Source organism: Burkholderia cenocepacia (assembly GCF_014211915.1).
Taxonomy (GTDB): domain Bacteria; phylum Pseudomonadota; class Gammaproteobacteria; order Burkholderiales; family Burkholderiaceae; genus Burkholderia; species Burkholderia orbicola.
On the sequence record NZ_CP060040.1, the window covers coordinates 146,039 to 165,602 of the forward strand.

General features: G+C 67.8%; 17 protein-coding genes. 13 read left to right on the forward strand and 4 right to left on the reverse strand.

From position 1 onward, the window contains the following. Positions 1-21: 21 nt before the first annotated feature. The gene (locus SY91_RS17235) at positions 22-1,155 is read right to left on the reverse strand and encodes a muconate/chloromuconate family cycloisomerase (protein WP_023474962.1); all 1,134 of its coding nucleotides are present in this window, start codon (positions 1,153-1,155) and stop codon (positions 22-24) included. A gap of 91 nt (positions 1,156-1,246) precedes the next feature. On the opposite strand from SY91_RS17235, the gene SY91_RS17240 reads away from it, so the two are divergent. After that, complete coding sequence (locus SY91_RS17240; RefSeq protein ID WP_023474961.1) at positions 1,247-2,137, forward strand: LysR family transcriptional regulator; 891 nt, start codon at positions 1,247-1,249, stop codon at positions 2,135-2,137. 167 nt (positions 2,138-2,304) lie between these two features. Here the strand turns inward: SY91_RS17240 and andR are convergent, their stop codons facing one another. Further along, on the reverse strand, positions 2,305-3,270 hold the full coding sequence (gene andR, locus SY91_RS17245; RefSeq protein ID WP_023474960.1) for an anthranilate 1,2-dioxygenase regulatory protein AndR: 966 nt from the start codon (positions 3,268-3,270) through the stop codon (positions 2,305-2,307). Between the two features lie 212 nt (positions 3,271-3,482). Between andR and andAc the strand changes: the two genes are divergently transcribed. From andAc to SY91_RS17270, 5 genes are all read left to right on the forward strand, one after another. Then, positions 3,483-4,754: an anthranilate 1,2-dioxygenase large subunit AndAc gene (andAc, locus tag SY91_RS17250; RefSeq protein ID WP_023474959.1), complete on the forward strand. Its 1,272-nt coding sequence runs from the start codon at positions 3,483-3,485 to the stop codon at positions 4,752-4,754. Between the two features lie 14 nt (positions 4,755-4,768). After that, positions 4,769-5,245 (forward strand): anthranilate 1,2-dioxygenase small subunit AndAd, encoded by a 477-nt coding sequence (gene andAd / locus SY91_RS17255; protein ID WP_023474958.1) that lies wholly within the window; start codon positions 4,769-4,771, stop codon positions 5,243-5,245. Positions 5,246-5,280: 35 nt separating this feature from the next. Continuing rightward, positions 5,281-5,607 (forward strand): anthranilate 1,2-dioxygenase ferredoxin subunit AndAb, encoded by a 327-nt coding sequence (gene andAb / locus SY91_RS17260; protein WP_006479527.1) that lies wholly within the window; start codon positions 5,281-5,283, stop codon positions 5,605-5,607. After that, the gene (andAa, locus tag SY91_RS17265; RefSeq protein WP_023474957.1) at positions 5,597-6,817 is read left to right on the forward strand and encodes an anthranilate 1,2-dioxygenase system ferredoxin--NAD(+) reductase; all 1,221 of its coding nucleotides are present in this window, start codon (positions 5,597-5,599) and stop codon (positions 6,815-6,817) included. Before andAb ends, andAa begins: the two co-directional genes overlap by 11 nt. A 151-nt stretch (positions 6,818-6,968) precedes the next feature. Then, a complete protein-coding gene (locus tag SY91_RS17270) occupies positions 6,969-8,255 on the forward strand; it encodes a DUF445 domain-containing protein (RefSeq protein ID WP_043886619.1) in 1,287 nt (428 codons plus the stop codon). 48 nt (positions 8,256-8,303) lie between these two features. Here the strand turns inward: SY91_RS17270 and SY91_RS17275 are convergent, their stop codons facing one another. Both SY91_RS17275 and SY91_RS17280 read right to left on the reverse strand, forming a co-directional pair. Continuing rightward, on the reverse strand, positions 8,304-8,603 hold the full coding sequence (locus SY91_RS17275; RefSeq protein ID WP_006479525.1) for an addiction module antidote protein: 300 nt from the start codon (positions 8,601-8,603) through the stop codon (positions 8,304-8,306). A 3-nt stretch (positions 8,604-8,606) separates the two neighbouring features. Further along, positions 8,607-8,945, reverse strand: coding sequence for a type II toxin-antitoxin system RelE/ParE family toxin (locus SY91_RS17280; protein ID WP_023474955.1), 339 nt, complete (start codon positions 8,943-8,945; stop codon positions 8,607-8,609). A 378-nt stretch (positions 8,946-9,323) separates the two neighbouring features. On the opposite strand from SY91_RS17280, the gene SY91_RS17285 reads away from it, so the two are divergent. The 7 genes from SY91_RS17285 (at position 9,324) to SY91_RS17315 (ending at position 19,561) form a co-directional block, all read left to right on the forward strand. After that, complete coding sequence (locus tag SY91_RS17285; RefSeq protein WP_023474953.1) at positions 9,324-10,964, forward strand: acetolactate synthase large subunit; 1,641 nt, start codon at positions 9,324-9,326, stop codon at positions 10,962-10,964. A gap of 28 nt (positions 10,965-10,992) precedes the next feature. Then, positions 10,993-12,426 (forward strand): aldehyde dehydrogenase family protein, encoded by a 1,434-nt coding sequence (locus tag SY91_RS17290; protein ID WP_006479522.1) that lies wholly within the window; start codon positions 10,993-10,995, stop codon positions 12,424-12,426. A 231-nt stretch (positions 12,427-12,657) separates the two neighbouring features. Beyond that, positions 12,658-14,241: a Na+/H+ antiporter gene (locus SY91_RS17295; RefSeq protein WP_006479521.1), complete on the forward strand. Its 1,584-nt coding sequence runs from the start codon at positions 12,658-12,660 to the stop codon at positions 14,239-14,241. A 477-nt stretch (positions 14,242-14,718) separates the two neighbouring features. Beyond that, a complete protein-coding gene (locus SY91_RS17300) occupies positions 14,719-15,852 on the forward strand; it encodes a hybrid sensor histidine kinase/response regulator (protein WP_006479520.1) in 1,134 nt (377 codons plus the stop codon). Positions 15,853-15,975: 123 nt separating this feature from the next. Then, positions 15,976-17,652: a methyl-accepting chemotaxis protein gene (locus SY91_RS17305; RefSeq protein WP_034174901.1), complete on the forward strand. Its 1,677-nt coding sequence runs from the start codon at positions 15,976-15,978 to the stop codon at positions 17,650-17,652. Beyond that, the gene (locus tag SY91_RS17310) at positions 17,649-18,161 is read left to right on the forward strand and encodes a chemotaxis protein CheW (protein WP_023474950.1); all 513 of its coding nucleotides are present in this window, start codon (positions 17,649-17,651) and stop codon (positions 18,159-18,161) included. The genes SY91_RS17305 and SY91_RS17310 overlap by 4 nt, the downstream gene beginning before the upstream one ends. Further along, positions 18,158-19,561: a CheR family methyltransferase gene (locus SY91_RS17315; protein ID WP_124478327.1), complete on the forward strand. Its 1,404-nt coding sequence runs from the start codon at positions 18,158-18,160 to the stop codon at positions 19,559-19,561. Before SY91_RS17310 ends, SY91_RS17315 begins: the two co-directional genes overlap by 4 nt. Positions 19,562-19,564: the final 3 nt, after the last annotated feature.

Below are 19,564 nucleotides of genomic sequence, written 5' to 3' on the forward strand. Positions count from 1 at the left end.
GTGTCGGTTGTCGTGTGGGGATCAGCGGGCGCCGCGTCGCATCCGTTCGATGCGGGCCCAGTCGAAGGTGATGCCGAGGCCGGGCGTCGCCGGCAGATGCAGCTTGAAATCCTCGTAACGCAGCGGCTCGACGAGGATTTCTTCGGTGAGCAGCAGCGGGCCGAACAGTTCGGTGCCCCATTTCAGCGAGTCGAACGTGCTGAACAGTTGCGCGGACGCCATCGTGCCGGCCGCGCCTTCGAGCATCGTGCCGCCGTACAGTTCGATGCCGGCCGCCGCCGCGATCGACGCGACGCTCGCCGCGCCCTGCAGGCCGCCCGACTGCGCGATCTTCACCGCGAACACGTCGGCCGCGCGATCCTGCGCGAGCGCGAACGCATCGACGGGGCCGTGCAGCGCCTCGTCGGCCATGATCGGCACCTGCGCAAGCTGCGTGAGGCGTTTGAGCCCCGCGTGGTTGGTCGCGGCGATCGGCTGCTCGACGAGACTCACGCCCGCGTCGGCCAGCCGCGCGCCGGCCCAGATCGCGTCGGTTTCGCTCCAGGCCTGGTTCACGTCGACCCGCACGTCGCCGCGCTCGCCGAGCGCGCGCTTGATCGCGACCACGTGGGCCACGTCGTCCGCGACCGCGTTCGAGCCGATCTTCAGCTTGAACGCGCGATGGCGGCGGGCGTCGAGCATCGCTTCGGCTTCCGCGATGTCGCGCTGCGTGTCGCCGCTCGCGAGCGTCCACGCGACATCGACCGCATCGGTCCGCCGGCCGCCGAACAGCTCGGACAGCGGCACGCCCAGGCGCCGCGCCTGCGCGTCGAACAGCGCGGTCTCGATCGCGCACTTCGCGAAGCGGTTGCCCTGGAACAGCTTGCGCGCCAGCGCCAGCGCGGCGCCCGGGCGCGTCGCGTCCATGCCTTGCAGCAGCGGCGCGAAGTAGGTGTCGATGTTGACCTTGATGCTTTCGGGGCTCTCCTCGCCATACGCGAGACCGCCGATGGTCGTCGCCTCGCCGACGCCTTCGATACCGTCCGTGCATCGAACGCGGACCAGCACGAGGGTCTGGCAATTCATCGTCGCGACCGACAATTTGTGGGGCCGAATCGTCGGCACGTCGACCAGCAGCGTGTCGATGCGTTCGATGGTGGCGGCAGTTGCTATCATGCGATTCCTCCTGTTGGTGCACATGGTAGGAATTCCCGCCCCGCGTCGTCCAACACTCTTTCCGACTACTTCCATACCTTTGAGGCATGAAATGGAATTGCGTCAGCTCCGTTACTTCATCGCCGTCGCCGAGGAAATGAACATCACGCGGGCGGCGGAGCGGCTGCACATGACGCAGCCGCCGCTGAGCCGCCAGCTCCAGGCGATCGAGGAGGAGATCGGGCTGCCGCTGTTCGAGCGCGGCGCGCGGCCGCTGAAACTGACCGATGCCGGGCGCGTGTTCTATGCGCAGGCGAAACGTCTGGTCGACCAGGCCGACGAACTGGGGCCGCTCACGCGACGGCTCGCGCAACTGTCGGAGCGGATCGTGATCGGCTTCGTCCCGTCGGCGCTGTACGGCGCGCTGCCGGACGTGATCCGTGCGTTTCGCGAGGCGCAGCCGGACGTCGAGCTGTCGCTGATCGAAATGTTCACGCTCGAACAGCTCGGCGCGCTGAAGGGCGGGCGGATCGACGTGGGATTCGGCCGCCTGCGCTTCGACGACGACCAGCTGGTGCGCGAGGCGCTGATCGAGGAAAAGCTGATCGCGGCGCTGCCGGCCGGGCATCGGCTCGCCGATCCGGCCCGGCCGCTGACGCTCGCGGATCTCGCGAACGAGACGGTGATCGTCTACCCGAGCACGCCGCGGCCGAGCTTCGCCGATCAGCAGTTGTCGGCGCTGCGCGACGGCGCGGTCGTGCCGGCGGCCGTGCACGAGGTGCGCGAGCTGCAGACGGCGCTCGGGCTCGTCGCCGCGCAGGTGGGCGTGTCGCTGGTGCCGGAGAGCGTGGAGGGCGTGCGCGTGAAGGGCGTCGTCTACCGGCGGCTGCCGGAGCCGGGCGCGACGTCGCCGATCATCATGAGCCGCCGGCTGCACGGCGAAAGCGCGGCCACGGCGGCGTTCTGCGCGATTGCGCGGGAGATGATCGTGCCGGCGGCGTGACAGTCGGCGTTCACGTTATAAATTGCAACTAACGGCCGGGTCCGGGGCGCGCCGCCGAATTCGGAACGGGCAGTGCGACGAGATGTCGTTCCGGCACCGTCAAGGCTGGCTGGCAAGCCGTCGTGTGGTGAGCGCGGTGCGCAAAAGCGCAGGGCGCCGACGGACGGTCAAGCCTGACGCTTCGCGTCGAGCGTTTCCGACGGCGATTCGCCGAACTTCTCCCGATACGCGATCGCGAACCGGCCCAGGTGGGTAAACCCGCAATCGAGCGCGATATCGGCGATCCGCCGCTCGGATGTCGACCCACGCAGCAACTCCCTCGCATGGTCGAGCCGCGTCGCGCGCAGATATTGCATCGGGCTCATCCCGCGGAATTGCAGGAACGCGTCGCGCAGCGTCCGTTCGGGCACGTTGGCGGCCTGGACGATATCGGCGAGCTGCAGCGGCTGCGCGTAGTGCGCATCGACGAACTCCTGCGCGCGCCGCACGAAGCCCGGCGCCGGGTCGCGATGCGACGCCTGCGGTATGGACGGCGGATGGCCTTCGATCAGCAGGTCGATCAGCAGATGCTCGAGCTGCGATGCGACCCGCGGGTTCGCATTCGCGCGTTCGAGCAGCTCGGGCGACCGCGCGACGAGCATCAGTTGCTGGCGCCACGCGGCGAGCGCGGTGTCGCTCACGTGCAGCACCGGGTCGAGCATCGCGCGCGGGTCGCCGGTCAGCGCGCCGACGGTCGCCGCGTCGATGCGCAGCACGAACTGCTCGCAATCGGCCGACAGCACCGCGTCGAAGCGCTCGCCAGGTGCGCACAGCACGCCGGTCTGGCCATCGACGCCGAGTTGCCGCCCCATCGCGCGCACTTCGGCCTGGCCGGACAGGCAGAACATCAGCAGGTAGTAGCCGTCGACGGCATCGACCTGCACGCGCATCGCGTCGCCGAACGCGATCGTGCCGATCCCGAGCCCGCCCAGCCTGACGAAATCCATGTGCGACGCACCCTGCACACGGCCGCTCGGCAGCAGCGCGTGCGGTTGCATCACGCGCGAGATCCGCTCGCGCGTCTCGTCGAGATCGCGGGATTCGAACAGCCGGTGCGCGCGCAGCGCGAGCGGCTCGAACGACGTTGGGGACATGGGCCTGTGCCTTGGTATGGACGACGCGCGCTTCGATCCGACGAATAGGTCGCGATCGTGCGGCGGCCGCGTGTGCCGCCATGCTAGCGCAGAAATCCGCCGAAAGTGGATATTGCGCCGCCGCAATCGCACTTTCCGGATAGACGCCGAATATTAGCTTTTCAAAAATCGGCTCCATGCATTCAACGCAACGGAACCACAAGGAGTCCGACATGGAGCAGACAGAATCGCCCGTCGTTTTTGCCACGCGCGGCGACGCGTCCGACGTGACCTTCCCGCACGACGACGGCTCGCGCGTGCCGTACAAGGTGTTCAGCTCGCGGGCGGTCTACGATCGCGAGCAGGAACGCATCTTCCGCGGGCCGACGTGGAACTTCGTCGCGCTCGAAGCGGAAATCCCGAACGCCGGCGACTTCAAGAGCACGTTCGTCGGCGACACGCCGGTGGTCGTCACGCGCACCGAGGACGGCGCGCTGTCCGCGTGGGTGAACCGCTGCGCGCACCGCGGCGCGCAGGTATGCCGCAAGTCGCGCGGCAACGCGAGTTCGCACACGTGCGTCTATCACCAGTGGAGCTTCGACAACCAGGGCAACCTGCTCGGCGTGCCGTTCCGGCGCGGCCAGAAGGGGATGACCGGGATGCCGGCCGATTTCGATCCGAAGCAGCACGGGCTGCGCAAGCTGCGCGTGGACAGCTATCGCGGGCTCGTATTCGCGACCTTCAGCGACGAAGTGGCGCCGCTGCCCGAGTATCTCGGCGAGCAGATGCGCCCGTGGATCGACCGGATCTTCCACAAGCCGATCGAGTATCTCGGCTGCACGCGCCAGTATTCGAAGTCGAACTGGAAGCTGTACATGGAGAACGTGAAGGACCCGTATCACGCGAGCATGCTGCATCTGTTCCATACGACCTTCAACATCTTCCGCGTCGGCATGAAGGCGCGCTCGATTCCGGATGCGAATCACGGGCTGCACAGCATCATCACGGTGACGAAGACGGGCGACGATACGTCGGCCGCGTACAAGCAGCAGAACATCCGTTCGTTCGACGAAGGTTTCCATCTGGAGGACGAATCGATCCTCGATCTCGTGTCGGAATACGACGAGGACTGCACGAACCATATCCAGCCGATCTTTCCGCAGCTCGTGATCCAGCAGATCCACAACACGCTGGTCGCGCGGCAGATCCTGCCGAAGGGCCCGGACAACTTCGAGCTGATCTTCCACTTCTTCGGCTATGCGGACGACACGCCCGAGCTGCGCGCGCTGCGCATCAAGCAGGCGAACCTCGTCGGGCCGGCCGGCTACATCTCGATGGAAGACACGGAGGCGACCGAGCTCGTGCAGCGCGGGACGGTGCGCGATGCCGACGCGACGTCGGTGATCGAGATGTCGCGCGGCAATCCGGAACAGCAGGACACGGTGATCACCGAGAGCCTGATCCGCAAGTTCTGGGTCGGCTACCAGAAGCTGATGGGCTATTGAGGCGGGAGCAAAAAATGACGGAAGACATGACGACGTGGTTCGAGATTTACATGCTCCAGAACCGCTACATCGGGCACCTCGACAACGACCGGCTCGAACACTGGCCGGAGATGTTCACCGAGGACTGCACGTACGAAATCGTGCCGAAGGAGAACGCCGATCTCGGGCTGCCGGTCGGGATCGTCCACTGCACGAACCAGCGGATGCTGCGCGACCGCGTGGTGTCGCTGCGGCACGCGAACATCTACGAGGAGCACACGTACCGGCACATGACGTCGGGCCTGACGATCGTCGCCGAACGCGACGGCGAGTTCGATACCGAGAGCAATTACGTGGTCGTGCAGACGCGCAGCAACGGCGAATCGAACGTGTACCAGGCCGGCAAGTACTACGACACGGTCGTGCGCACGCCCGACGGCTTGCGCTACAAGACCAAGCGCGTGATCTACGACACGTCCCGCGTGCAGACGCTGCTCGCGACGCCGATCTGATCGATCTGACCGCTCTGACGAAGCAAGGAACCGACATGACCGAAGCAACGCTGGCCGAGTGGCATCCGCTCGGCGCTTTCGACGAATTCTCCGAAGACGAACCGGCGGCACGCGTCGCCGGCCAGAAGCCGATCGCCGTGTTCCGGATCGGCGACGAACTGTTCGCGATGCACGACCTCTGCACGCACGGCCATGCGCGGCTGTCCGAAGGCTATGTGGAGGACGGCTGCGTCGAATGCCCGCTGCACCAGGGGCTGATCGACATTCGCACCGGCGCGCCGAAATGCGCGCCGATCACCGAGCCGGTGCGGACCTATCCGATCCGGATCGTCGACGGGCAGGTGGAAGTCAATGTCGGCTGATCCGTTCGTGATCGTCGGCGCCGGCCACGCGGCGCGGCGTACGGCAGAAGCACTGCGCGAACGCGATGCAACGGCGCGCATCGTGATGATCGGCGCGGAGCGCGAGCTGCCGTACGACCGGCCGGCGCTGTCGAAGGACGCGCTGCTGACGGACGGCGGCGAACGGCGCGCGTTCATCCGCGATGCCGCGTGGTACGACACGCAGCGCATCGAGCTGCGGCTCGGCACGCGAGTCGACGCGATCGAGCGCGACGCGCGGCGGGTGCGGCTCGACGACGGCGCGACGGTGCCGTACGGCAGGCTCGTGCTCGCGACGGGCTCGCGCGTGCGCCCGTTCGGCGGGGCGATCGACGAAGGTGTCGCCGTGCACTACGTCCGCACGGTCGACGATGCGCGTGCGTTGCGTGCGCGACTGGCGCCCGGGCGCCGCGTGGCGGTGCTCGGCGGCGGCTTCATCGGCCTCGAGGTCGCGGCGGCGGCACGCCAGCTCGGTTGCGACGTGACGGTGATCGACCCGGCGCCGCGGTTGCTGCAGCGCGCGTTGCCGGAAGTGGTCGGTGCGTACGCGCGCCGGTTGCACGAGGCGCGCGGCGTGATTTTCCAGTTGGCGACGCTGCCGCGCGCGATTCGGCGCGCGCCGGGCGGCGGCGCAGTCGTCGAGACCGATCAGGGCGACGTGCCGGCCGACATCGTCGTGGTCGGCATCGGCGTGGTGCCCAACGTCGAGCTGGCGCAGGCGGCCGGGCTCGACGTCGACAACGGGATACGCGTCGACGCGGGCTGCCGCACGGCCGATGCCGCGATCTTCGCGGCCGGCGAGGTGACGATGCACTTCAACCCGCTGCTCGGGCGGCATGTGCGGATCGAATCGTGGCAGGTGGCCGAAAACCAGCCGGCCGTCGCGGCCGCGAACCTGCTCGGCGCCGACGAGACCTATGCCGAGCTGCCGTGGCTGTGGTCCGATCAGTACGACTGCAACGTGCAGATGCTCGGGCTGTTCGGCAGCGAGCGCACGATCGTCGTGCGCGGCGATCCGGCGAGCGGGCCGTTCACGGTGTTCGGGCTCGGCGACGACGGCAGGATCGTCGCAGTGGCCGCGGCGAACCTGGGGCGCGACATCGGCGCGTCGCGCCGGCTGATCGCGGCAGGGGCGGTGCCCGATCCGGCGAAGCTGGCCGATCCGGCGGTGAACCTGAAAACGTTTCTGTGACACGGTGGGCGAACGCGGCCGGCGTGGCCGCGTTCGCACCGGCAACGGGCACGTGGACGAAGCCCGTGCCGGGCGGCATGCCCGGCGTGCGGGTTTGTCGTCGGTCGGCGATCGGTGCATATTAGCGGCATTGCCGTTTCACCGGTCGCCCATGACGCCAGACAAAGCTCTCGAACTGAAACGCAGCAAGCGCCGCGCGCTATGGCTGCTCCTGGCCGCCGTCGCGGTGTTCGTCACCACCATCCTGCTGCCGCGCGGCCCGTGGGTCGACGGTTTCAAGGCCGTCGCCGAAGCCGCGATGATCGGTGCGCTCGCCGACTGGTTCGCGGTCGTCGCGCTGTTCCGTCGCGTACCGATCCCGTTCGTGTCGCGCCATACCGAGATCATTCCGAAGAACAAGGACAAGATCGCCGACAACCTCGCGGTATTCGTGCGCGAGAAATTCCTCGGCCCCGACGCGCTCGCCGCGCAGATCCGCCAGCACGATCCCGCGCGGAAGCTCGGCGCGTGGCTCGGCGAGCCGGCGAACACCGACGCGCTCGGCGGCTACGTGACGAAGCTGATGAGCTTCGCGCTCGACATGACCGACGACGCGCGGATCCAGTCGTTCGTCCACGATGCATTCCGCGCGGTGATCGACCGGGTCGACCTGTCGCAATCGGCCGGCGCGATCCTCGACACGCTGACGAAGGACGGCCGCCACCAGGCGCTGCTCGACGACGCGATCGAACAGGTGGTCGACGTGCTCGACAAGGAGGAGAACCGCGAGGTGATCGCGGGCTTCATCGTCGAATGGCTGAAGACGCAATACCCGAAGGTCGAGAAGATCATGCCGACGCAGTGGTTCGGCGAGAACGGCGCGCGCATGCTCGCGAGCGCGGTGAGCCGCGTGCTCGAAGGCGTGGCGGCCGACCCCGAGCACGAGCTGCGGCAACGCTTCGACCGGACGGTCGTGCGGCTGACCGAGCGGCTGAAGCACGACCCCGCGTTCATCGCGAAGGGCGAGGAGATCAAGCGCTATATTCGCGACGGCGACGCGTTCAACGAGTATGCGCGCGACTTGTGGGACCAGTTGCGTGCGTGGCTGAAGGCCGATCTCGCCCGCCCCGATTCGGCGCTGCACCGGCAGGCCGCGACGCTGGGCGGCTGGCTCGGTGCGCGGCTCGCCGGGAGCCCGGCGCTGCGTGCGTCGCTGAACGAGCATGTGGAGCGGGCCGTGCACGAGATGGCGCCCGATTTCGCCGATTTCCTGATGCGCCACATTCGCGACACGGTGCGCAACTGGGATGCGCGCGAGATGTCGCGGCAGATCGAGCTGAACATCGGCAAGGATCTGCAATACATCCGGATCAACGGCACGCTGGTCGGCGGGCTGATCGGGCTCGGGTTGTATCTGGTGTCGCTGGTGCCGCGCTGGGCGGCCGGGTGGCTGCACTGACGCGGGTACGGGCATTGCACCCGCGGCGCGGCGCCGTGCACCGCCGGCTCATGCGGCAGCCCTGGCGCCGTGCAATTGCAGGCCGAGCGCCTTGATGACCTTCAGGATCGTGCCGAAGCTCGGATTGCCGTCGTGCGACAGCGCCTTGTACAGCCCTTCGCGCGACAGGCCCGCATCGCGTGCGACCTGCGACATGCCGCGGGCACGGGCGATCACGCCGAGCGCATGCGCGATGAAGGCCGGATCGTCGCCGGCCTCCTGCAGGCAGGCGTCGAAGTAGTCGGCCATGTCGTCTTCGGTTTTCAGGTGTTCGGCCGAATCCCACGGCCGCGTCTTGATCTTGTCCATCGATCACTCCATGTCGAGGTGCGCGAGCATTGCGTGCGCGGCGCGGATGTCGGCCTGTTGCGTCGACTTATCGCCGCCGCAGAGCAGGATGACCCATATCGTTCCGCGCCTCACGTAATAGACGCGATAGCCGGGGCCGTGGTCGATACGCATTTCGACGACGGGGGAGCCGGCGGATTTCCAGTCGCCCGGATTGCCCATCGACAGACGGTCGATGCGCGCCTGGATGCGCCGCCGCGCGACGCGATCCGGCAGGCCGGCGAACCACGCTTCGAAGACGTCGGTGGTCCGGATGCTGAACGTAGGCGCACTGTAGGGCACGGATTGCAGGGTGTCAACCATGGTTCACATGTTCGATGAATGGAATTCGGTTGCGCCTACGGTAGCGCCGCGCGCGTCGTTCGAGGTGGAATTGGCCGTCAGGCCGATCCCGTCGCGCGGCGGGAGCCGGCCATCCGGTCGAAGTCGGAATCTCGCGAATCCGTCTACAATCAAAAACGTCTTTGCCGCCCGCGCGTGCTTGCCGCGTGCGGGCGGGTCCGTTCGTCCTCCGGTATCCGGAGGCGCCGCCGCGCATCCCGCATCGAGCATCGCGTGTTGCGCGGCGAGCAGTGCCGTGGTCTGTGTCCAGTAGGTAAGGCGTCCGCGTGCCGTAGGCCGGCGCGCGTCCTGAACGCCGCGTGTCCGTAGGCCGGGCAGGCGGCATAACCGAGAGTCCCCATGAAAGCATCGGATCTGTTCGTGAAGGCGCTGGAAGCCGAAGGCGTCGAGTATGTGTTCGGCATTCCCGGCGAGGAAAACCTCGATCTGCTCGAATCGCTGCGGCGGTCGCGGATCAAGCTCGTGCTGACCCGGCACGAGCAGGCGGCCGGTTTCATGGCCGCCACCTACGGGCGCCTGACGGGCCGCACGGGCGTCTGCCTGGCGACGCTCGGCCCGGGCGCGACCAACTTCGTGACGGCGGCCGCGTATGCGCAGCTCGGCGGGATGCCGATGCTGATGATCACCGGGCAGAAGCCGATCAAGTCCAGCAAGCAGGGCCACTTCCAGATCGTCGACGTCGTCGACATGATGCAGCCGCTCACGAAGTTCACGCGGCAGATCGTGTCGATCGGCAATATCCCGTCGGCGGTGCGCGAGGCGTTCCGGCGCGCGGAGGAAGAGCGCCCCGGCGCCGCGCACCTCGAACTGCCCGAGGACATCGCGCACGAGGAGGGCGACGGCAAGCCGATTCCGCGCAGCTACAGCCGACGGCCCGTGGCCGAGGAGAAGGCGGTCGCGCACGCGGTCGACGCAATCAAGGCCGCGCGACATCCGCTGCTGATGATCGGCGCAGGCGGCAATCGCAAGACCACCTGCAAGATGCTGCTCGAATTCGTCGACAAGACGGGCATCCCGTTCTTCACGACGCAGATGGGCAAGGGCGTGATCGACGAGACGCACCCGCTGTGGCTCGGCAACGCGACGCTGTCCGACGGCGACTTCGTGCATCGCGCGATCGAGCAGGCGGATTGCATCATCAACGTCGGCCACGACGTGATCGAGAAGCCGCCGTTCTTCATGCGCACCGACGACAAGACCGTGATCCACGTGAACTTCCTCGGCGCGCAGGTCGATCCCGTCTATTTCCCGCAGATCGAGGTGGTCGGCGACATCGCGAATGCGGTGTGGCAGATGAAGGAGGCGCTGACGCCGCAATCGCACTGGGATTTCGAGCGCTTCAAGATGATCAAGGCCCATTTCGACGCGCACCTGGAAAAGGGCCAGCACGACCCGCGGTTCCCGATGTACCCGGTGCGGATCGTCAACGACCTGTACAAAGCGCTGCCGGTCGACGGCATCGTCTGTCTCGACAACGGGATGTACAAGATCTGGTTCGCGCGCTACTGGCGTGCGCACGAGCCGAACTCGCTGCTGCTCGACAACGCGCTCGCGTCGATGGGCGCGGGCCTGCCGTCGGCGATCGCGACGAAGATCGTGCATCCGCAGCGCAAGGTGATCGCCGTGTGCGGCGACGGCGGTTTCATGATGAATTCGCAGGAGCTCGAAACGGCGGTGCGGCTGAAGCTCGACATCGTCGTGATGATCCTGCGCGACGATGCATTCGGGATGATCCGCTGGAAGCAGGAGAACATGAATTTCCCCGATTTCGCGATGACGCTGCAGAACCCCGATTTCGTGTCGTACGCGCAAAGCTACGGCGCGCACGGGCATCGCGTCGAGTCGGCCGACGATCTCGAGCCGTTGCTGCGCGAGTGCTTTTCGTCGCCGGGCGTGCACGTGATCGACGTGCCGATCGACTACTCGGACAACGAGCGCGTGCTCAATCGCGAGATCAAGCGCCTGTCGGCGCAACTTTGAATTCCCGTTCACAGGAAGGAGTCGTTCCATGTTGAAGGAAACCTATCCGTACTACCTCGCCAACGAAGCCGTCTACGCGAACACCGATCTGGAGGTGACCGACAAGTTCAGCGGCAAGGTCGCCACGCGCGTCGCGCTGGCCGACGCGAAGGCGATCGATGCGGCGATCGCCGCGGCCGTCGACGCCACCAAGCCGATGCGCGAGATGCCGGCCTACCAGCGGCAGGCCGTGCTCGATCATTGCGTCGCACGCTTTCGCGAGCGTTTCGACGAGCTGGCCGAGGCGCTGTGCATCGAGGCCGGCAAGCCGATCAACGATTCGAAGGGCGAAGTCACGCGGCTGATCGACACGTTCCGTGTCGCGTCCGAGGAATCGGTGCGCATCGACGGCGAGATCGTCAATCTCGAGATCTCCGCGCGGGCGCAGGGCTATACGGGCTACACGAAGCGCGTGCCGGTCGGCCCGTGCTCGTTCATCTCGCCGTTCAACTTCCCGCTGAACCTGGCCGCGCACAAGGTCGCCCCCGCGCTCGCGGCCGGCTGCCCGTTCGTGCTGAAGCCCGCGAGCCGCACGCCGATCGGCGCGCTGATCATCGGCGAGGTGCTCGCGGAAACCGATCTGCCGAAGGGCGCGTTCTCGGTGCTGCCCGCGCATCGCGACGGCGCCGACCTGTTCACGACCGACGAGCGCTTCAAGCTGCTGTCGTTCACCGGCTCGCCGGCCGTCGGCTGGGCGCTGAAGGAGAAGGCCGGCAAGAAGAAAGTCGTGCTGGAGCTCGGCGGCAACGCGGCCGCGATCGTCGATGCGGACCAGCGCGACCGGCTCGACTACGTGGTCGAGCGGCTCGCGTTCGGCGCGTACTACCAGTCGGGCCAGAGCTGCATCGGCGTGCAGCGGATTCTCGTCCATGCGGATCTTTACGACGCGCTGCGCGAGAAGCTGATCGCGAAGACGCGTTCGCTGAAGATGGGCGATCCGAAGGACCCGTCGACCTTCGTCGGCCCGATGATCTCCGAATCCGAGTCGCGCCGGCTGTCGGGCTGGATGGACGCGGCCGTCGCGGCGGGCGCGAAGATCGTCGCGGGCGGCAAGGTCGACGGCGCGATGTTCGAGGCGACGCTGCTGGAGAACGTCGGGCGCGAGCAGGACCTGTACCGCAAGGAGGCGTTCGGCCCGGTCGCGATCCTCGAGAAGTTCGACCGTTTCGACGACGCGCTCGCCCGCGTGAACGACAGCGACTTCGGGCTGCAGGCCGGCGTGTTCACCGATTCGCTCACGCATGCGCACCGCGCATGGGACGAACTGGAGGTCGGCGGGGTGGTGATCAACGACGTCCCGTCGTTCCGCGTCGACAACATGCCGTACGGCGGCGTGAAGGATTCGGGCCTCGGCCGCGAAGGCATCCGCTACGCGATCGAGGACATGACCGAGCCGCGGCTGATGGTCGTGCGGCGCCGGTAACGCACGGCAAACGGCGCGGTGCCATGACGGCACGCGGGCGGGCGATCGTGCCGGCCCGCGTGCCGTTTTTCATGGTGGCGCGCGCAGCGGCACGGCGCCGCGCGTGCACCACGCGGCAGGCCGCCCGAAACAGGCTCGACTACGAGCCTCGCCTCGTGATGTAATCGCGCGAAACTGCCGACCGGGGTACGACGCCGGAAAGCGCGAATTCATTCTTCACGAGGTCGATTCATGTCCCCCGTCTCGGCATTCAAGCTGGTTCTGCTGTCATTCCTCGCGATCGTCGCGCTCGAATGCATCGCCAAGCGGCTGCGGCTGCCGCCCGCGGCCGCGCTGCTGATCGGCGGCATCGGCATCGCGTTCATCCCCGGGCTGCCGCCGATCAACCTCGATCCCGAGCTGGTGCTGCTGGTGTTCCTGCCGCCGCTGCTGATGGACGGTGCGTACTTCTCCGTGTGGGAAGAATTCAAGCGCAACGTCGGCGGCATCCTGATGCTGGCGATCGGTGCGGTGGTATTCACGACGTTCGCGGTCGGCTTCGCCGTGCACTGGGTGGTGCCGGCGCTGCCGTGGGCCGCGTGCTTCGCGCTCGGTGCGATCGTGTCGCCGCCCGATGCGGTCGCCGCGAAGGCCGTGCTCGAACGCGTCGCGCTGCCGCGCCGGTTGATGGTGCTGCTCGAAGGCGAGAGCCTGCTGAACGACGCGGCCGGCCTCGTGCTGTTCCGTTTCGCGGTCGCGGCCGCGCTCACGGGCGCGTTCAGCCTCGAGCACGCGGTCGTGCGTTTCGCGGAGCTGGGGCTCGGCGGCGTGGTGGTCGGCTTCGTGGTCGGCAAGCTCGTCGTGTGGTTCCTGAAGCTGCTCGACGACGACTATCTCGTGATCACCGTCGCGGTGATCGCCGGCTGGATCGCGTACATCGCGGGCGAAATGGTCGAGGTGTCGGGCGTGATCTCGACCGTCACGGCCGGCATGATCATCGGCTGGCATCAGCACGAGGTGTTCTCGGCGGCCGTGCGCACGCGCGGCACCGCGTTCTGGCAGGTCATCGTGTTCCTGCTCGAGGCGATGGTGTTCGTGCTGATCGGGCTGTCGCTGCGCGGCGCGATCCATCGGCTCGGCGGCTTCGAGCAGGTGCTCGGCACGATGGTGCCGCCCGTGCTCGCGGTGCTGGCGGCGGTGGTCCTGTCGCGCTTCGTGTGGATCTACGCGGTCGAGGCGCTGAAGTGGCCGGTGCGCGGCCTCGTGCGGCGCGGTGAGGCGCCCGACTGGAAGGCCGCGACGATCATGAGCTGGGCCGGCATGCGCGGCGTGGTGACGCTGGCGATCGCGCTGTCGCTGCCCGAGGCGCTGCCCGGCCGCGACGTGATCCTGGTCGCGTCGTTCGCGGTGATCCTCGTCACCGTGCTGCTGCAGGGCACGACGATCGGGCCGCTGATCCGGCTGCTGCGCCTGCCGCAGCGCGAAGAGCGCGCCGCGCACCACCTGACCGAGCCGCAGACGTGGGCGTACGTCGAAGCCGCGCAGCTCGCGGCGATCCAGCCGCTCGTGCGCGACGAGAACGGCGTCGTGATCCATCCGCGCCTGCTCGAGCAATACACGTATCGCGCCGAGCTGACCGAACGGGCGAAGAACGAGCCGGCGTATCCGGCGGAAGTGCGCACCGCGCACTACGACGTGGTGCTGGCCGCGATCCGGGCCGGGCGTGCCGAACTGTTGCGCCTGCACCGGTCGGGGCGCATTCACGACGAGATGCTGCACGCGCTCGAACGCGACCTCGACCTGCAGGAAGTATCCGCGCAGCACGCGCGAGGGTGAGCGGGCGCGTAGCTCACGAATCGCACCACGGGCCGGCGTCCTGCCGGCCCTGCCGCGCGCGGGGCGAGCGCCCGTTGCGCGATTGTCTCTTTTCCGCCTGCCGATTCGGGTTATTCGAATCCGGCCCTTAATAAGATCGGCCGCCAGCCTTGCAACGCATGCAAACCTCGTGGCGGCGGTCTCGCAAACGTTATCGTCTTTCGAATCCGGAAATGATCCGATTTATCTGTTTCCGTCTCTTTCTGCATATTTGGCAAAACTAAACCGGAAGGAGATAGATGCTGTGTTCTAATTTCATTTAGAATCAGCCGGTTATGTTTATTGAGAGAAAGAATGCGGAGGTAATGCGGTCGCCGACGGGGAAACAAGCGGCGTCCGAGGCCCCGCAAGGCAGTGCCGACAGGCCAAATCGGCGGAATCAGGCGGGTTTTTCAACTGCCAATATAAGATAGCGTCCAAGTCGGATAAACAACTCCTATGAAAGAATCGATTGGAGATTCGGCGTTTGAAACTGTATTTATGAAAGAATCGAGCAGTGATAATGCCTCGGATTGCCTCGAATCGGGGTTATCGGTCCTCCTCGTCGACGACCAGCCGTTCGTCGGCGAGGTGATCCGCCGCGCGTTGCGCAGCGAGCACGACATCGACCTGCACGTGTGCACCGACGCACACCGGGCGATGGCGGTCGCGCGCGACGTGAAGCCGACGGTCATCCTGCAGGATCTCGTGATGCCGGAGATCGACGGCCTCGATCTCGTGCGCGCCTGGCGCGCGGACGCCGGCACCGCACGCGTGCCGATCATCGTGCTGTCCGCGAAGGAGGAGCCGATCGTCAAGCGCGAGGCGTTCATCGCCGGCGCGAACGACTATCTGGTGAAGCTTCCCGACGCGATGGAGCTCACCGCGCGCATCCGCTATCACTCGAATTCGTACCTGATGTCGCGCCAGCGCGACGAGGCGCTCGATTTCCTGTCGCACGACATGCGTTCGCCGCAGACGTCGATCCTCGCGCTACTCGACGTCTACCGGACCGAACACGGCGACATGCCCGCGATCATGGAGCGCATCGCCGGCCATGCGCGGCGCGCGCTCGCGCTCGCCGACGGCTTCATCCACCTGACCCGCGCGCAATCCGAGCGCCGTGCGCACGAGGTCGTGAGTCTCAACGAGATCGTGCTCGATGCCGTCGACCAGCTGTGGGAGAAGGCGGCCGGGCTCGGCTGCCGGGTGATCGCGCACGTGCCGGATACCGAGTGCGTGACGATGGGCGACCGCATGATGTTGACGCGCGCGGTCGCGAACCTGGTCGACAACGGGCTGAAGTACGGCCCGGCCGGGATGGACGTTCATTGCACGCTGACCGGCGAGGGCGGCGCCTGGCTGATCGGCGTCGAGGATGCCGGCACCGGCATCGCGCCGGAACAGCGCACGGCCGCGACCGAGTCGTTCGTGCAGCTCGAATCCGCGCACGGCGCGGCGCGCGGCGGCTTCGGCCTCGGGCTCGCGTTCGTCCGCGCGACGGCGGCGCGGCATCGCGGCCAGATCCTGATGCGCAATACGGCGCGCGGCTTCATGGTCGCGCTTCGGCTGCCGGCGCAAGCGGAGCGGTGATTTCGCGGCGCGGCCTGCCGGCGCCGCGCCGCCCGCGAGACCCCGATGCGCTCGTGGCGCGCCCTCCGGCGCGCAGGCGGGCGTGGATTTTTCAACGCTGAATATAGAAAGCCCATAACGAACATGGCCACCGTGACGCCCCGCGCGACCAATGAAAGCCTGCATCCGACGATCGGCGCTGCCCGGCTGACGCTCGGCAATCGCATCCTGCTCAGCTTCGGCGTGCTGTTCGTGCTGATGCTGGTGACAGCCGGCGTGTCGTACGAGCGACTGCGCGCGATCAACGCCGAAGCCGTCAGCATCGAGCGCGACTCGTTGCCCGGCGTCTACCTCGCGTCATCGCTGCGCGCGGCGGTCAACGAAACGTTCGTCATGCTGCAGCAGGCGACTTTCGTCGAGACCGACCCCGACGCCGTGCAGCGCGATCTCGCGAAGATCGCGGACGCGATGAAGCAGGTCGAGTCGCTGTCGGTCGACTACCAGGCGTCGATCTTCCGCGACGACGACCGCGCGCGTTTTGCGACGTTTCGCGGCGCATACGATCGCTACCTGCCGCTGTTGACCGACGCGGTACAGCGGCACCGCGGCTCGCGCGACGAAGCGGTCGCCGCCTACGCGAAGGTGTTGCCGGGGTGGGCCGAGGTCGTGCAGGACGCGAACATCATGGTCCAGGAGAACCGCAAGTTCGCGGACCAGTCCGCGAGGGTGATCCGCGAATCCGTGCAGGACACGGAAGTCGTGCTCGTCGGCGCGCTGACGATCATGCTGCTGTCCGCGCTCGGGCTCGGCTACATGCTGTACCGCTCGGTCACCGTGCCGATGGCGCGGCTCGTCGAGGTACACGACGTGATGCGCACCGGCAACCTGACCCATCGCCTCGATCTGCGCCGCCGCGACGAATTCGGCACGCTCGAGACCGGCTTCAACCGGATGGCCGACGAATTGACCGAGCTGGTCGCGCGCGCGCAGCAGTCGTCGATGCAGGTGACGACGTCGGTGGCCGAGATCGCGGCGACGTCGCGCGAGCAGCAGGCGACCGCGAACGAGACCGCGGCGACGACGACCGAGATCGGCGCGACCTCGCGCGAGATCTTCGCGACGTCGCGCGACCTGCTGCGCACGATGAACGAAGTGGCCGGCGTGGCCGAGCAGTCGGCGACGCTCGCGGGCGTGAGCCAGAGCGGGCTCACGCGGATGGGCGAGACGATGCGCAGCGTGATGGACGCGGCCGGCTCGGTGAACGCGAAGCTCGCGATCCTCAACGAGAAGGCGCTGAACATCAACCAGGTGGTCGCGACGATCACCAAGGTGGCCGACCAGACCAACCTGCTGTCGCTGAACGCGGCGATCGAGGCCGAGAAGGCCGGCGAGTACGGCCGCGGCTTCGCGGTCGTCGCGACCGAGATCCGCCGCCTGGCCGACCAGACGGCGGTGGCGACCTACGACATCGAGCAGACGGTCAAGGAAATCCAGTCGGCCGTGTCGGCGGGCGTGATGGGGATGGACAAGTTCTCCGAGGAAGTGCGCCGCGGGATGCTCGACGTGCAGCAGGTCGGCGGGCAGCTGTCGCAGATCATCGCCGAGGTGCAGACCCTCGCGCCGCGCTTCCAGATGGTCAACGAAGGGATGCAGACGCAGGCGAACGGCGCCGAGCAGATCACGCAGGCGCTGTCGCAACTGTCGGAAGCCGCGCAGCAGACGGCCGAGTCGCTGCGCCAGTCGTCGCAGGCGATCGACGACCTGACGCTCGTCGCGAACCAGTTGCGCACCAGCGTGTCGCGCTTCAAGGTCGACGCGTGACGCGCGCCGATCCGCAGAACGGCGCCCAAGCGCTGTTCCTGATGTTCGAGCTCGACGGCGAGCGTTATGCGCTCGACGCGGCCGGCATCGACGAGGTGCTGCCGCTCGCCGTCATGAAGGCGGTGCCCGGCGCGCCCGACTGGATCGCCGGGCTGCTGATGCGCGGCGGCCAGCCGGTGCCGGTGATCGACGTGCCGATGCTGGCGCTCGGGCGGCGCGCGCAGGTGCTGCGCTCGACGCGGCTCGTGATGGTGCGCCATCGCGCCGGTCACGCCGATGGCGAGCGCACGATCGGCCTGATCGTGGAGCGCGCGACGCAGACGATGCGGATCGACCGCGCGGCGTTCCGCGCCAGCGGCATCTCGACCGCGCGCACGCGCTGGCTCGGGCGGGTCGCGAACACGCCCGACGGCGTCGTGCAGCAGGTGTCGGTGCCCGACCTGGTCGACGACGTTGCACGCCTGTATCTGTTCGACGGCCTGCCGGGCCACGGGGAGGAGTCCGCATGAACGTGTCCGAATCGCGATTTCGCGGCTGGTTGCTGCGCGAGACCGGCATCGACCCCGATTCGCTCGGCAACGATTTCCTGATGCGGGCGCTGGCGGATCGCGTGCATGCGTTGCAGGCGGACGGCGAGCGCGTGCCGTCGGCCGCGCGGCCGCCCGTGACGCCGGAAGCGCTCGACGCGTACTGGCAGCAGCTCAACGCGTCGGCCGACGAACGGCGTGCGCTGATCGAGCTGTTCGTCGTCCCCGAGACGTGGTTCTTCCGCGACCGCGAGGCCTTCGCGACGCTCGCGCGGCTGGCCGCCGAACGGCTCGCCGCGATGCCGGGCCGCGTGATCCGCGTACTGAGCGCGCCGTGTTCGACGGGCGAGGAACCGTATTCGGCGGCGATGGCATTGCTGGATGCGGGGCTCGAGCCGGCCAGCTTCACGATCGACGCGATCGACCTCAGCGCGCGTGCGATCGAGCAGGCGCGGCTCGGCTGTTACGGGCGCAATGCGTTCCGCGGGACTGCGACGGAGTTTCGTACGCGGTATTTCACGCCGACCCGCGACGGCTGGCTGCTCGACGAGCGCGTGCGCGCGTGCGTGCAGTTCAGTCATGCGAACCTCGTCGAACCGGTGGCCGATACCGGCATTCGCTACGACTTCGTGTTCTGCCGCAACGTACTGATCTATTTCGACCGCGATGCGCAGGATCGCGTGATCCGTTCGCTCGACGCGCGTCTCGTCGACGACGGCATGCTGTTCGTCGGGCCGGCGGAGACGGGCGTCGCGATGCGGCACGGGATGCGCTCGGCGCGCGTGCCGCTGGCGTTCGCGTTCCATCGCGAGCCGGCCGGCGCGGCGGCCGATTCATGCGCGGCGTGGCCGGCGGCGCCGCTGTCCGCGGCGGCGGCGCACCGGGGAGCGGAGCGCCTCACGGTCGCACCGCTCGCCGCGCCGCGGCCGGTGCTGGCCGTCGCGCCGCCGGCCTGGCTCGGCGACGTGCGTCAGCCATTCTCGGCGCCACGGCCGGTCGTGCAGACCGCCGCGATCGACGCACGGGCCGCCGCCGCGGCGGCCGCACCGGCCAACGACGGTATCGCGCCGACGCTCGACGAGGCGCCGACGCTGGAAGATGCGCAGGCGCTGGCGAACGCGGGCGCGCTCGACGAGGCCGAGCGCGTGCTCGCGCAGTTCTCGGCGCGCGTCGGCCCGCATGCCGATGCGTTCTACCTGAACGGACTGATCGCGGATGCGCGCGGGCGCGCCGCGGAAGCGAGCGACTTCTACCGCAAGGCGCTGTACCTGCGCCCCACGCATCACGAGGCGCTGACGCATCTCGCGACGCTGCTCGACGTCGGCGGCGATCGTGCGGGCGCGCAATGGCTGCTCGAACGCGCCCGGCGTTCGGCCGGCTGACAC

Excerpts from the sequence above, each read along its gene's own strand:
- SY91_RS17235 (WP_023474962.1), bottom strand. The coding sequence starts at position 1,155 with ATGATAGCAACTGCCGCCACCATCGAACGCATCGACACGCTGCTGGTC.
- SY91_RS17240 (WP_023474961.1), top strand. The coding sequence starts at position 1,247 with ATGGAATTGCGTCAGCTCCGTTACTTCATCGCCGTCGCCGAGGAAATG.
- andR (WP_023474960.1), bottom strand. The coding sequence starts at position 3,270 with ATGTCCCCAACGTCGTTCGAGCCGCTCGCGCTGCGCGCGCACCGGCTG.
- andAc (WP_023474959.1), top strand. The coding sequence starts at position 3,483 with ATGGAGCAGACAGAATCGCCCGTCGTTTTTGCCACGCGCGGCGACGCG.
- andAd (WP_023474958.1), top strand. The coding sequence starts at position 4,769 with ATGACGGAAGACATGACGACGTGGTTCGAGATTTACATGCTCCAGAAC.
- andAb (WP_006479527.1), top strand. The coding sequence starts at position 5,281 with ATGACCGAAGCAACGCTGGCCGAGTGGCATCCGCTCGGCGCTTTCGAC.
- andAa (WP_023474957.1), top strand. The coding sequence starts at position 5,597 with ATGTCGGCTGATCCGTTCGTGATCGTCGGCGCCGGCCACGCGGCGCGG.
- SY91_RS17270 (WP_043886619.1), top strand. The coding sequence starts at position 6,969 with ATGACGCCAGACAAAGCTCTCGAACTGAAACGCAGCAAGCGCCGCGCG.
- SY91_RS17275 (WP_006479525.1), bottom strand. The coding sequence starts at position 8,603 with ATGGACAAGATCAAGACGCGGCCGTGGGATTCGGCCGAACACCTGAAA.
- SY91_RS17280 (WP_023474955.1), bottom strand. The coding sequence starts at position 8,945 with ATGGTTGACACCCTGCAATCCGTGCCCTACAGTGCGCCTACGTTCAGC.
- SY91_RS17285 (WP_023474953.1), top strand. The coding sequence starts at position 9,324 with ATGAAAGCATCGGATCTGTTCGTGAAGGCGCTGGAAGCCGAAGGCGTC.
- SY91_RS17290 (WP_006479522.1), top strand. The coding sequence starts at position 10,993 with ATGTTGAAGGAAACCTATCCGTACTACCTCGCCAACGAAGCCGTCTAC.
- SY91_RS17295 (WP_006479521.1), top strand. The coding sequence starts at position 12,658 with ATGTCCCCCGTCTCGGCATTCAAGCTGGTTCTGCTGTCATTCCTCGCG.
- SY91_RS17300 (WP_006479520.1), top strand. The coding sequence starts at position 14,719 with ATGAAAGAATCGATTGGAGATTCGGCGTTTGAAACTGTATTTATGAAA.
- SY91_RS17305 (WP_034174901.1), top strand. The coding sequence starts at position 15,976 with ATGGCCACCGTGACGCCCCGCGCGACCAATGAAAGCCTGCATCCGACG.
- SY91_RS17315 (WP_124478327.1), top strand. The coding sequence starts at position 18,158 with ATGAACGTGTCCGAATCGCGATTTCGCGGCTGGTTGCTGCGCGAGACC.